At 45.7% G+C, this 13,555-nt stretch carries 13 protein-coding genes; 4 read left to right on the forward strand and 9 right to left on the reverse strand.

Annotated features, from left to right (window positions below; genetic code table 11):
* Positions 1-3: 3 nt before the first annotated feature.
* Positions 4-912 (reverse strand): lipase family alpha/beta hydrolase, encoded by a 909-nt coding sequence (locus D6M16_RS17445; RefSeq protein ID WP_420812264.1) that lies wholly within the window; start codon positions 910-912, stop codon positions 4-6.
* 280 nt (positions 913-1,192) lie between these two features.
* Between D6M16_RS17445 and D6M16_RS17450 the strand changes: the two genes are divergently transcribed.
* The gene (locus D6M16_RS17450) at positions 1,193-2,536 is read left to right on the forward strand and encodes a D-serine ammonia-lyase (protein WP_120513072.1); all 1,344 of its coding nucleotides are present in this window, start codon (positions 1,193-1,195) and stop codon (positions 2,534-2,536) included.
* Here D6M16_RS17450 and D6M16_RS17455 read toward each other — a convergent pair.
* The 8 genes from D6M16_RS17455 to D6M16_RS17490 form a co-directional block, all read right to left on the reverse strand.
* Complete coding sequence (locus D6M16_RS17455; RefSeq protein ID WP_120513073.1) at positions 2,533-3,114, reverse strand: hypothetical protein; 582 nt, start codon at positions 3,112-3,114, stop codon at positions 2,533-2,535. The two genes, D6M16_RS17450 and D6M16_RS17455, sit on opposite strands and share 4 nt — an antisense overlap.
* Before the next feature lie 30 nt (positions 3,115-3,144).
* Complete coding sequence (locus tag D6M16_RS17460) at positions 3,145-3,714, reverse strand: hypothetical protein (RefSeq protein ID WP_120513074.1); 570 nt, start codon at positions 3,712-3,714, stop codon at positions 3,145-3,147.
* Positions 3,715-3,789: 75 nt separating this feature from the next.
* A complete protein-coding gene (locus D6M16_RS17465) occupies positions 3,790-4,416 on the reverse strand; it encodes a hypothetical protein (protein ID WP_120513075.1) in 627 nt (208 codons plus the stop codon).
* A 222-nt stretch (positions 4,417-4,638) separates the two neighbouring features.
* A complete protein-coding gene (locus D6M16_RS17470) occupies positions 4,639-5,037 on the reverse strand; it encodes a hypothetical protein (RefSeq protein WP_120513076.1) in 399 nt (132 codons plus the stop codon).
* 163 nt (positions 5,038-5,200) lie between these two features.
* Positions 5,201-5,986: a helix-turn-helix domain-containing protein gene (locus tag D6M16_RS17475; RefSeq protein ID WP_120513077.1), complete on the reverse strand. Its 786-nt coding sequence runs from the start codon at positions 5,984-5,986 to the stop codon at positions 5,201-5,203.
* Between the two features lie 429 nt (positions 5,987-6,415).
* Positions 6,416-7,627 (reverse strand): type II toxin-antitoxin system HipA family toxin, encoded by a 1,212-nt coding sequence (locus D6M16_RS17480; protein ID WP_120513078.1) that lies wholly within the window; start codon positions 7,625-7,627, stop codon positions 6,416-6,418.
* A 2-nt stretch (positions 7,628-7,629) separates the two neighbouring features.
* The gene (locus tag D6M16_RS17485; RefSeq protein ID WP_120513079.1) at positions 7,630-7,884 is read right to left on the reverse strand and encodes a helix-turn-helix domain-containing protein; all 255 of its coding nucleotides are present in this window, start codon (positions 7,882-7,884) and stop codon (positions 7,630-7,632) included.
* Positions 7,885-8,048: 164 nt separating this feature from the next.
* The gene (locus tag D6M16_RS17490) at positions 8,049-8,564 is read right to left on the reverse strand and encodes an NUDIX hydrolase (protein ID WP_120513080.1); all 516 of its coding nucleotides are present in this window, start codon (positions 8,562-8,564) and stop codon (positions 8,049-8,051) included.
* Between the two features lie 227 nt (positions 8,565-8,791).
* Here D6M16_RS17490 and galE point away from each other — a divergent pair, with 227 nt between their 5' ends.
* From galE to D6M16_RS17505, 3 genes are all read left to right on the forward strand, one after another.
* On the forward strand, positions 8,792-9,811 hold the full coding sequence (gene galE / locus D6M16_RS17495; RefSeq protein ID WP_120513081.1) for a UDP-glucose 4-epimerase GalE: 1,020 nt from the start codon (positions 8,792-8,794) through the stop codon (positions 9,809-9,811).
* Between the two features lie 193 nt (positions 9,812-10,004).
* Positions 10,005-11,879 carry a PhoX family protein gene (locus D6M16_RS17500; RefSeq protein WP_120513082.1) on the forward strand — a complete coding sequence of 625 codons (1,875 nt, stop codon included), beginning with the start codon at positions 10,005-10,007 and terminating at the stop codon, positions 11,877-11,879.
* Between the two features lie 335 nt (positions 11,880-12,214).
* Entirely contained in the window at positions 12,215-13,504 is a 1,290-nt protein-coding gene (locus D6M16_RS17505) for a DEAD/DEAH box helicase (RefSeq protein ID WP_205576941.1), read from the forward strand.
* Positions 13,505-13,555 lie beyond the last annotated feature (51 nt).

A 13,555-nucleotide genomic window follows, 5' to 3' on the forward strand; every position in this document is an offset into this window, starting at 1 on the left:
TATTTATAAGCCCTGTAGCTGTAAACGGTTCGCATGCTGGCGGTACAGTGTGGTCGGCGCGGTTTCGAACAAATGCGTAATGCCCAGCAAGCCATTGATTTGATCAAGATGATTCATTTTATAATCATCGCGTATGACTTTGCCCAGGTGTGAACTGCAACGGCCAACCAGACCATCATTAGGTTCGTCAAACGCCAGGCCAAGTACAGTCATTGCCGCATCGGTCGGGTCCAGCGCATTGGTGAAATTGCTTGTCCCGCTCCACGAGAAGTAATACACGCCATTGTCAGCGACATAATCTCCTTCACCGCATCGGGTGGTGGGGATGCCTTCCGGATACTTCTGATTAAATGCCAACGAACCTTCCGTGGTGAGAGCGGCCAGTGAGGCAAGCGGGTCTTGCGGTAATTCGCTGCCGCCGGATAAAAGGTTGATCAAGGTGACCAGTCCCTGTGCCAGTTCAACGGCGATACCTTCCGGCAGTGAGCCTTCCGGTACTGTGCCCCGGACAATATCAGCAATGCGCGAGCCTTTATTCACACCGCCGATACTGGTCACAGAAGCAACCAGCTCAGGTGCCACGGATGCGACATAGCGAGCGGTTGGGCCACCATGGCTGTGTCCTATCAGGTTCACTTTTTCAGCTCCGCTGATGGCCAGAACGTCCTCCACTTGCGCCAATAGCTGCTCACCGCGTAATTCGCTACTGTTTGTGGCAGAGACCTGAGCAACATAGACGGTGGCGCCGTCTTTATTCAGTGCATGTGGGATACCGTAGAAATAATCGATTCCTGCCAGTGAATCAAAACCAAACAGCCCATGAACCAGTACGATGGGGTATTGGGTTTCGGTATAACCTTTTCCTGATACGCTGGCAGTACTGCTCCCTGCCTGACAGGCAAACGTTGCGATACAGCAGATGAAGAAACTGATTAACTGTTTCAAAGTGACTCTCCTTGTTAGACCTCCGATGAGTTTGAATCATAATGGCAAAATTCAGCCTTGCCTCACGAATGTTACTAGTTTGTGATCATTGTTTTGTTTTTGTTGCATATTTGTATCCTTGTGAGGAGCTGATTTCCAATCGTCAGAGTGATAGTTTTGTGAGTGCTTTCCATCTCTTCTCACTCACCTTAGAATCACTTTGCTCAGTAAACTCTTCGTTGTCTTTAGTTACAGAAAGGAACCTGCCATGACTCCCATAGATGTGGAAAAGCTTAAGGCTGATTACCCATTACTTAATCAATTGATCGCTTTGGAAGAAGTGTGCTGGTTTAACCCGGCTGCCACCAGTGTGAGTGAAGCCTTGCCTTACGTCGGTTTAGATGCTCAGGACATTCAGGATGCCAGTGACAGGCTGACAAGGTTTGCGCCTTTTCTGGCAAGGGCATTTCCTGAAACGGCAGAGACAAGCGGCTTGATTGAGTCTGAGTTGGTTGATATCCCTGCAATGAAGCAGTGTATTGAAGCGTACTATAGCACTGAGATTGCTGGCCGTTTGATGCTGAAAAAGGACAGCCACCTGCCTATTTCCGGCTCTATCAAAGCGCGGGGCGGTATTTATGAAGTTCTGACACACGCTGAAAAACTGGCGACTGAAGCCGGATTGTTATCTGTATCCGATGATTACAGTAAATTGTATTCGGATGTTTTCAGGGATTTTTTTCGTCAGTACAGTATTGCGGTGGGCTCGACAGGCAATCTGGGGATGTCGATTGGCATCATGAGCGCCAAGCTGGGTTTTTCTGTGTCGGTTCATATGTCAGCCGATGCCAGAGAGTGGAAAAAGCAAAAACTCAGAGAGCATGGCGTGAATGTGGTGGAGTATGAACAGGATTATGGCGTTGCGGTAGAAAAAGGGCGTAAAGAATCGGAGAAAGATCCACGCTGCTTTTTTATTGATGATGAAAATTCCCGCACATTATTTCTTGGCTATTCAGTTGCCGGAGAGCGTCTGAAAAAGCAGTTTGGAGAGCAGGGGATTATTGTTGATGAAAAACATCCACTGTTTGTTTATCTGCCATGTGGTGTCGGTGGCGGGCCTGGCGGTGTTGCCTTTGGATTAAAAATGGCGTTTGGTGATCACGTCCACTGTATTTTTGCTGAGCCAACCCATTCTCCCTGTATGTTACTGGGGGTGCATACAGGTTTGCACGATGCAATCTCGGTGCAGGATATTGGCCTGGATAATTTGACGGCAGCCGATGGGCTTGCAGTAGGCCGGGCGTCAGGTTTTGTCGGGCGGGCTATGGAGAGAATGCTGGACGGGTATTTTACGCTGTCGGATGAGCACATGTATCGTTTATTGGGGCAGTTAGCGCATAACGAAGGCATTAAACTGGAACCGTCAGCTTTGGCGGGAATGCCTGGCCCTGTGCATGTTATCAGATCTCATGACTATGCCGTTCGAATGCGGTTGGATCGCCAAAAAATGCACAATGCGACTCATCTTATCTGGGCAACGGGCGGTGGCATGGTGCCGCCGGAAGAAATGGCGTCATACCTTGCAAAATCTGGCATTGATAAAGCCTTTTAAATGGATGAAATCAGAAATCGCAGGGGGCTGGACGCAGCCCCCGGTTGGCCACCCGTCATAGTAATGTCGATGTGGGTTTTACCTTGAATATCAAAGTCTGACAGACTCATGTTAATGTTGATCGGGTTAATTAATTTACCTTGCGATGTCCGCAAGTCTGCAGCGATATAAAATTTCTCCGTCAGCAGAAACGACGTGTGAAAGTCATTACTTAATGTGCTATTTGCAATGACGCGACTGTTCTTGAGTAACTGAATGCCTGTATATTTGTTTTCTGTGGTTTTCCTTATACTGATAATATTGTTGTCCTGAGTGATTAGCAGACCATATTCATCGTGACGGGAGAAGTTCTCCAGAGATAGATTTCTGATAATACTGTAATTACCATGGTCATCACAGAGACGGTAACTGTAATTTCTCTCTATTCTGAACGGGTGACGCCATCTGTATTGGCAGTGAGGTATGACTTTCCATGCGATACATTTTTCATTGCCATCAATATGATTTCGCTGAAAGAGGGTGACACTCGGTAAATGAGTGTTCAATGATAAGTTGCGAAAGCAAATATCCGTTTGCATACTTCCTCCTTAATTGAAGGTCTGAATGGTTCAGTTGCCAGTTTTCAATACAGCACTGAACCCCATAATATAACCGAGTTCTTCTTTTTGAAATGATTCGAGGCCGTACCTGAAGTGAACCCGAAGAAAGATATCCATACTACTGCTTTCTAAAGCCATCCATCCATTAACGGTAAAATCATCGTTTTCTTCACTATTGATGTCAGTTTTTATGTTCGGATTATTATCTGGAACGGAATTGTTATCCTCTGAAGCAGGAACGGAATCGGTAGTAGCACTGGTATCAGACTCAGTATTTTGTCCTGAAACTGTAGTTGCATTATCTGCATCAGTGCTGTCGGAGTCTGACTGAGTGTCAGGTGCTGGAATGTCGACTTGGCCTTGTGCAGTTGTCAATGCCTGAATATGACTACTGACACCGGTTGGGTTATTTGTGTAATCAGTAATTGTAATACTCGCTGAAATAAAAGTACCGTTATCACTATATTGAGGGACTCCGGTAATCTGGATACCATTATATGGTGCTTGACTAAAGGGTTTTTCTTTCCAGTCACCAGACTGCCAGGTATGTGAAGCCGGGATTGTTTGAATGTCTGTCATAATAATGTCTCTTTACAGATAATACATTGAATCAGGTGTTACAGTCAGAAACTGTAACACCTGGGCGATTGAACCTTATTTGTTGATATTTTCCAGATGGAACTCAAATGGAGAAGCCGTCGGTCCTGAACCACCACCTGTCATAACAAGATCAGCACTTTGAATACCGAACAGGTTAATTTCAGTGTTAACTTGCTGGATAATTGCGGAATTCATTACTTCGCCTTCAACCACTTGTGATACAACCCCGACGAAAATGCTGGGGTGGAATTGGAAGACCCCTTTCTGGCCCGGTGAAACATTGGTTTTAGCAGCCAGTAACTTTCCGTCACGGTAGATATTGGCATTAATCGAACCGCTGCTTAGGTTATTACGTACTTCTACTTCTTGTTGAGATACGGCAGGTGTACTGGCAAGGCGCAGTACATCACCGGAGGTATCTTTTACCATTTCATAAGCCTGGCCGTCGTAAGCCGTCATCTGTGGTGTGTAGTTACCAAAGGAATCACTTGCGCAGACTTCGAACTTCAAAGGATAAACAAAAGGGTGGTTATCATTACGTCCACAGTTTTGGATTACCCGCCATGCAATGGCTATTTCATCGAAACTCTCGGCGACATTTTTCTGAAAAATAACCACTTCACTGTTGTTGACATCATTAGAACGATTAATAAAGTTTAAATTGATTTGTGACTGTGACATAGTCTTTTCCTCATAGATTAACTGACGTTTGTGTTCGTTGATTAAGGTGCTTGAGTTTTTCAGGCACAAGTTAAAGGTAATGGTGTTTTTGACTGATAACCTTTGTTTAATACCTTATTTTCTTTTTGATATCATGGTTTTTAATGCTTAATGTGATGAACTTTGTTCTTTAAATAAAAAGCCCATGTAATGGGCTTTTTATTTATGGCGGGAGAGGGTGAGCTATGGCGCTGTACCCGTAACCTGATAGCTGTTAGCGCTATCAAAGCTTTGATTAAGTGCTGATTGCACTCTTCTTAATACCCCCTGCTGGTTGGGTTGATCATTAGTCATGGTTTCCTCAGACACATTGACGTGAGCAACTGTGCTATTACCATTTACACCATTGACCTGTACCTGAAGGTTATGAAAACGATAGTTACCTTGCATAAAGGTTCCCTGCATATCTAGACGCATGATTTGGTTCTGGACAATTGTGCCTGCATTATTACGGTATATATCCGCATAGGTCAGTTGTCCAATAACATTGTAAACCGCTTCCTTCTGATTGTTGTTAAACACATTGGGTGAGCCAGGGAATAAATTGTTGATGGCACCTGTTTGTTGTACGTTAATTGCCATGATATAGCTCCTTATGATCTTGTGGTGGAATTTCTATCGTTCTTTGAACATGCAGTTATTTTCTCAGAACAAATTAATGGTATGGCATATTGACATTCTTTCCTTTTATTAAATCACCAAAAACTTTGAGTTAAACATGGTTTATAATAGTTTGAGTAATGCTTTAATCCTGCATAGAGGATTTAAATTGTTTTCTGAACTGACTCGGGCAGTTATGGTAGATACGCTTGAATGCTGTTGAAAAATTATTCGAATCCATGTATCCCACTTTTTCTGCTATTTGTACAATGTTGAGAGATGATGTTTCGAGTAATTCTGCTGCTTTGTGCATTCTTTGTTTTCTCAGCCATTCGAAGACAGTCATACCTAAATGAGCTTTAAATACCTGGTTAAGTTTGTTTCTGTTTGTGCCAAGTATCCGACAGAGTGTCTCTAGTTTGACATCTTCAGATATCGCATCATTGAGGTGTGCGATGCACTTCTCAATCATTATGAGCTGCGAGTCTATGGAATGCCTATTCAGTTCGATGTATCTTTTCTCAGTAAAGTGGTCATTATTCTTATACGTATTTCTTATGTTTTTTTCTGATTGCAGTATGTGTTTTATGCGATAGTTTATCTCTTTGCTAATGAACGGGAAGCTGATGTAATCAGTAATGCCAATGTCAAATAACTGCTTTTTTCGCTCGTATTCATCATTAATGATTGCAATGAACTCTGGTGGTGTTTTTTGTTGCAGGATAAAACGAAATGTTAACGTATTTTTTGTGAAATTTATGAGTTCAAAATCATTGTTTATAGCGTCAATAATGACGAGATTCGGTGTGTCTCTGAATTGTAAATTTGAAATGTGATGTATGCTTTTTTGTAAAAAAAGAGTGTCCCCATTTAATAGCTTCTCCTGCAGTTCTATGGAATAAGTAGGTTTTTCACTCAGTACCCATGCCAATGAAAAGTATTTTTTTTACAGTTTGTTATATTCATATCGATATTCCTTTATTAATTAATTCTTATATTGGCGTACTGTCAGGTAACGCTCTGACGTTGTATGTGTTAGCTATTTTATTGCTGTCACATTGCTAACTGTAGGGAATTATCTCTATGCTGCCTTTGAGATAATCACCAACAGCTTTGTATTATGCACTATGATTCTGCTGACTATAGATGTGAGGCGTTTTATAACTGCTGCGATTGATATTTTCATCTTTGGTGATTGCTTAAGGCAACGGTGATATGGATGTAATCAATGGTCTATAGACCGATTATTTTTCCTGGTATACATGAAAACAGAACATTGATTGAACATTTCGGCTTGAAATGCTCAGGGTAATATCCTGTTTAAATAGGATTAAAGAAATATATTGCTGTTTAAGTCGGGTTATTCGAACTTGCGTTTTTTGTCGTGTCGATACGACTTTGCACTATAACTGGACACCATGGTCTCAGAGACTGACTTATCTATGGAGGCTTTTAACCCTTCCATTAACAGAATTTCATCAGAGCGCTCTATATAGTCTTTGATATCCTGTGCCAGCTTTTCAACGATCTTATCTGCATGCCGAATCCTGAAAGTGCTGGATTCGGCCAGCTTTATCAGATGGTGTTTATCCGGGAAGACTTTGCTGTTTGCCATCTTAAGTGCCATTTTATTGTCAATAGTGTCGTATATCAGGGTATGAGTGATATCAAAAGGCGGTGAAACAAATATGTGTTTCATGTCTTGCGTGTATTGCAAGGCGAAGTTTTTCAGATGTGCATCACCGTTGCCAATCAGGCAGTTAAAGGCAATGTATTTATACATCTTCTCTACCTCAGCCAAACTATTGGTGTACAGGTGGGTTGCTTTGAGCAGAGTCTCGTAGCTGCCGGTGTATTTGGCATCCGGGTTGTTGGGCTTTTTCAACAAGGTGGTGAAATCCTCATATCCCAGTAACTGGCCATCTGGTTTATCAAAACGTTCGACAATAAAGGTTTCCATATTATCGGACAGATAGGTGGCCGGTGGCTCTAATCCACAATGGCGTGCCGCTTCCATACAGACATATTCGTTGACTGTCAGCAACGGAAACTCCGCATCGAAAGATTTAACGATCAGATCTTTTTGTTCGACCGTTCGGTCTGTTTTGGGAATGCTGACCTTAGGCTGTACACCGGCTAGCGCGTTGCGCAGATAATATTTCTCGAGCAGTTGCGGAAACAAAGGTGTGCTGCCCTGGTAAGTCAGAATATCAGTCAGGGATACCGAATCTGCTTCCGGAAGCTGTAATTCACTTCGGTAACTGAGCATACCTATGCTGTGTTCACCCTGCAGGGCGAGCAGGTACATATCATTGACTCGGGCATATCTTGCCAGTTTTTCAGCAATGAACCGGCGATTGAAGCCTTCGGGCAGATTCTGCGCAAAAATAGGGTGTAACGCACCGGAGGAATAGCCATCCAGATTGGGTTTTGTCATGGTGAGAGAGACATGGCGCTGAGTTTGTATCGGTTGATAATGGTGAACAGAACCGTGTGTTAACACACCTAATTCATCTTCATCCAGACACACAGTTATCTTTTCTATTTTGGCGGGCAGGTGATCCAGGGCCATGCTCAATCCTCGTCAAACAGTGTGTCGATATCATCCCAGTCAGGTAATTGATGTTGCTTAGGTGATACCTGCAATTGCAAGTCAACGGCATCCAGGTAGCGCTCGAAAATGTCGAGGGAACCGGTAAAGCGGCCGTTTTCAATTTCTGACAGGGTGGTTTTGTTAATGCCTGTTTTTTCTGCCATGGCTTTCTGTGTCGCGCCTCTGGCTTTCCTCGCAGTGGCTATTGCTTTACCTATGCTTTCTCGGTTTGCCATCTTGAAATCCTATTAGCTATATAGCAAACAGTGTAGTTGATTGTTTATAAGTTATCTATATGGCTAACTTCATATTGCTGGTTTCGTTTGTTAGCTATATGGCTAACAAAAGTGATGAGAAATGTGAAAACTGAAGTTCAGAAATTCGAAATTACTGATCGTCGTCAGAGCAGCCCCATCACCTGCAATTTCAGAAACACTGCCAGTGTTTTGGCATCCTGAATTTCATTGCTGACCACCTTTTCGATGAAAGTTTCAACAGTCATAGTGACGACTTCGAGAATTTCATCTGCATCCAGATCTCCCTGAGCCGGTGAAAGGTTCTTAGCCAGAAAGACATGCTGCACTTCATCACAAAAGCCAGGGACGGGCAGAAGTTCTCCCAGTGCATGCCACTGGCTGGCGGCGAGCTGGGTTTCTTCTGCCAGTTCCCGTTTTGCGCAATACGCGATGTCTTCCCCTTTTTCCAGCGTGCCTGCAGGGAATTCCAGAATCCAGCGTCCGATTGCAGGGCGGTATTGGCGTAACAGAACCAGTTCCCCGTCCGCCGTGACAGGCACAATGACCACAGCGCCCGGATGGCGGACTGTGGTAAAAGTGATGTCGCGTCCATCCGGCAATTGGTGCGTCCCTTGTTCTACGGAAAAGCCTTTCCATTGGCACAGGGTCTGTGATTTCATACTGCCTCTATGTGTTTCATAACTGAATGTGTCAGCCAGTGTAACACTGAACGCCAGCCAGAGTGTTTATCGCTGCGATAAACACTCTGGCGTTGATTATAAAGACATTATCGATTTGTGGGCCATGAAACAAAATGCCACAAGCCATGCGTCAGATGACGGTTGAGGATTCTCTGATATACTCAGCATCTGCAGCATAATGAAGAACTAAAAAACAAGGAGATTGTATGCGCGTTCTGGTCACAGGTGGTATGGGGTATATTGGCAGCCATACCTGCGTACAAATGATAGAAGCGGGAATGACCCCAATCATTGTCGACAACCTGTACAACAGCAAGAAGACCGTGCTGGAGCGAATTGAAAAACTGACCGGTGTCAGACCGGCGTTTTTTGAAGGCGATATTCGTGATCGCGCATTTCTGGATAAAGTATTCCGTGAAAATGATGTTGAATCAGTGATTCACTTTGCGGGTCTGAAAGCCGTGGGAGAGTCGGTTGCAAAGCCACTGGAATATTATGACAACAATGTTCACGGAACGCTTGTGCTGGTTGAAGCAATGCGTGAAGCCGGTGTGAACAGCATTATCTTCAGCTCATCGGCGACAGTGTATGGTGATCCGGCAAGTGTACCTATTCTGGAGTCTTTCCCGACCAGTGCGACTAACCCATACGGGCGCAGTAAACTGATGGTAGAAGAGTGCCTGACGGATATCCAGCATGCTCATCCTGAAATGAGCATCACACTGCTGCGTTATTTCAATCCGGTTGGGGCGCATGAGTCAGGGGAAATGGGTGAAGACCCGCAAGGCATCCCCAATAATCTGATGCCGTTTATTGCTCAGGTCGCTGTGGGCCGTCGGGAATTCCTTTCTGTATTTGGCGATGATTACCCAACAGTGGATGGTACAGGTGTGCGTGATTATATCCATGTGGTCGATCTGGCAGATGGCCATGTCGCTGCACTGACGCACAAAGGCAAAGAAGCTGGCCTGCATATTTACAATCTGGGTACTGGAAATGGTCTGAGTGTCTTACAAATGGTTGAAGCCTTTGCAAAAGCCTCAGAGAAAGCGGTCCCTTATCAGATTGCACCGCGACGCCCCGGTGATATTGCAGAATGCTGGGCTGATCCAGGCAAAGCAAAGAAAGAACTGCACTGGACAGCGTCTCGTACAGTTGAGCAAATGACGCGTGATACCTGGCGCTGGCAGTCTCAGAACCCGCAAGGGTATCCGGACAGTCACTGACAGTATTGAATTGATTGTGAAAACGGCCTATCTCGGGCCGTTTTTTTATACGGGTTAAAAATTGATTAACTCACTGCTTTTCAATGATTTTTCATCGTTAAGACACATAACCGTCATGTGTTTGTAAGATTTGCTGCATATGCTCCGCTCGTTAAATCTATTTGGATATGCGAAGAATAATAAGGAGCATACGATGTGGAAGCGTGATGAGCAGGATTCGCAACTAACAAAAATGATTGAGGCGAGATTATCGCGCCGTCATTTTCTGACTGGAACCGCTGCCGCTGGTGCCGGGGCATTTCTGGCATTAAACCCGGTAGCCAAAGCCGTGGCTGCTTCACCTACATCCTCGCTGTTGAATTTTGAACCTGTGCCCGTTTCTACCGCTGACACAGTAGTGGTACCAAAAGGCTATAAGGCAACCCCGCTGATGTCATGGGGAGATCCTATCTTTCCCGGTGCGCCTGAATTTGACCAAAGCGGAAAACAGGATTCACGTGCACAAGAGCGTCAGTTCGGTGATAACACGGATGGTATGAGCTTTTTTGCTATCAGCGCAGACCGCGGTGTTCTGGCTATCAATAATGAATACACCAACTACGAGTACTTGTTCGATCATAAAGGCAACAACATGACGGCTGATGATGTGCGTAAGGCGCAGGCGGCCGTTGGTGTGACTATTGTGGAAGTCGTACGTAAAAACGGGCAGTGGGCTGTTGATCAGAGCGGTAAACGAAATCGCCGTATTACTGCGAATACGCCTATGATGCTCACAGGGCCGGCTGCGGGTCACGAACTGATGAAGACCAAAGCTGATCCGGCAGGAACCAAGCCATTAGGTACGTTCAATAACTGTGCAAACGGTCAAACGCCCTGGGGCACGTATCTGACCTGTGAAGAAAACTTTGATGATTTCTTCGGCAGTGATGAAAAAGGTGAAGTAAACGCAGATCAGGCCCGTTATGGTATTTCTGCATCAGCCAGCGACTACAAATGGCATCAGCATGATGAACGTTTTGATGTGTTGAAAAACCCGAATGAAGCCAACCGTTTTGGCTGGATCGTCGAGATCGATCCAAATGATCCGCAGTCAACTCCAATGAAGCGCACGGCATTGGGTCGCTTTAAACATGAAAATGCGGCGCTGACACTGAATAAAGACGGCCATGCTGTGGTGTACCTGGGCGATGATGAGCGCGGCGAGCACCTGTACAAGTTCGTTTCTAAGCAACGTTATCAGCAAGGTAATGATGCCGCTAACCGTAAATTGCTGGAAGAAGGCACACTTTATGTCGCTCGGTTCGATATGAATGGCGATCAGCTGAAAGGTCAGGGGCAGTGGATTGAACTGACGTTCGGCAAGCATGGTTTAACACCGGAAAATGGATTTAATGATCAGGCCGAAGTGCTGATTTTTGCCCGTCGCGCTGCCACTCAGGTTGGCGCAACCACTATGGATCGCCCTGAGTGGGTGGCCGTGCATCCCGACAACAAGCATGTATTTTGTACACTGACGAATAATAAGAACCGTGGTAAAGAAGGCCAGCCAGTGGGTGGACCGAATCCCCGGGCAAAAAATCACTACGGCCAGATTGTGCGCTGGATGCCGTTAAATGGTGATCACACCAGTGAAGGCTTTGTTTGGGATTTATATCTGATTGCCGGCAACCCTTCTGTTCATAACGGTGACTTGTACGCTGGCAGCGACAACATCAACACCGGCAATATGTTCAACAGCCCGGATGGTATTGGGTTCGATAGCGCAGGTCGTTTGTGGATTCAGACTGACGGCAACTATTCGAACAAAGGGGATTTTGCCGGGCAGGGCAATAACCAGATGCTGTGTGGCGATCCCATGACAGGCGAAGTGCGCCGGTTTCTGACCGGACCGGTCGCGTGTGAAATTACCGGGCTGACATTCTCACCGGATAACAAAACTATGTTTGTGGGTGTTCAGCACCCGGGCGAAGAAGGTGCACCATCGCATTTCCCTTACGGTGGAAACACCAAACCGCGTTCGACCATCATGATGATTACCCGTGAAGACGGTGGCGTGATTGGTGCCTGATGGCGCGTGATGATGAAACATTAACAGCGCAATAATCACCAGAACGAAAATGGCCTCAGTAACCGCTGAGGCCATTTTTTCTCAGACTGACCAGCCTTTGATTAGGATTGGACAAAGCAGCGGTGATCGCAGCGTGTGGAGCACTGTCTTGTTATCTTGTCGTGGTGAATCAGGATAACTATGGTATAATCCGCCGCTAAATTTTCTTCCGGCTGTGAGCCAGGTCACAAGCAATCAGCGGGAAATTTTCTTGTTTTAGAGCGTTTTACCGGAGCAATACTTTGCACTTTAAAGATCTTGGTCTTGATCAGCGACTGTTGAAAAAATTGAATCATATGGCCTTCTCGCAGGCGACAGAAATCCAGCAGCAAGCTATTCCTGTTGCGATTGCTGGAAAAGATTTGCTGGCTTCCTCGAAAACCGGTTCCGGTAAAACTCTGGCATTTTTGCTGCCGGCCATGCAGCGCATGTATCGTGGCAAACCGTTTACCAAGCGTGACCCGCGAGTGGTCATTCTGACACCGACCCGTGAACTGGCAAAGCAGGTTTATGCACAATTACGCACGCTGAATGCCGGTACACCTTATGACAGCACGCTGATTGTAGGTGGTGAAAATTTCAATGATCAGGTAAAAGCGCTGCGCAATGACCCAATGTTTGTGGTGGCAACGCCTGGCCGTTTAGCGGACCATCTGGAGCACCGCAGCACGCATCTGAACGGTCTGGAAATGCTGATTATGGATGAAGCGGATCGCATGTTGGATCTGGGCTTTGCGCCGGAGTTGCGCAAAATACACCAGGCCGCTGATCACAGACGCCGTCAGACGCTGATGTTCTCTGCTACGTTAGACGATCCGGAAGTGATTGATATCGCATCTGAAATGCTCAATGACCCTAAGCGTATTGCCGTCGGACATGCGGCGCAGGATCATGGTGATATTGAGCAACGTTTTATCTTGTGTGATCACCTGGATCATAAGCAGGCTATTTTGGATCGCTTGCTGGAACAGGAAAATTATGACCAGGTTATTATTTTTACCGCGACCCGGGAAGACACAGACCGACTGACCGGGCTGCTCAATGAACGCAAACTCAAAGCGGTTGCCTTGAGCGGTAACCTGAATCAAACGCAACGTAACAATATCATGAGCCAGTTTGAGCGTAATGTTCACAAGATTCTGGTGACTACGGATATTGCCTCGCGTGGTTTGGATATCAGTAAAGTCTCACATGTGATTAACTTTGACATGCCCAAGCATGCGGAAGAGTATGTTCACCGTATCGGACGTACCGGACGGGCCGGCAATAAAGGTGATGCGGTTTCGCTGGTGGGGCCGAAAGACTGGAAAAGCTTCAAGAATGTAGAAGCTTTCCTGCAGAAACAAATTAGTTTCACCGCTCTGGAAGGGTTGGCAGGTAAGTTTAAGGGCCTGAAACCAGCGCCGAAGAAGGCCTATACGCCGAAGAAAAATACCAAGGCGAAACCTCAGCAGGATAAAGCCAAAGCGGCGTCTAAGCCGAAGAAGAAGCTGGACAAACGCTTTTACGACAATATGGCAGTCGGGGACAATGTCTTTATGCCGAAGAAGAGAAAACCGGCAGAACCGTCATCAGATGACGAGTAACGGAAGACAAAACTGAAGAAAACAGGCCAGCTTTGCACTGGCCTGTTTTTT

The organism is Photobacterium salinisoli, from assembly GCF_003614885.1.
Taxonomy (GTDB): domain Bacteria; phylum Pseudomonadota; class Gammaproteobacteria; order Enterobacterales; family Vibrionaceae; genus Photobacterium; species Photobacterium salinisoli.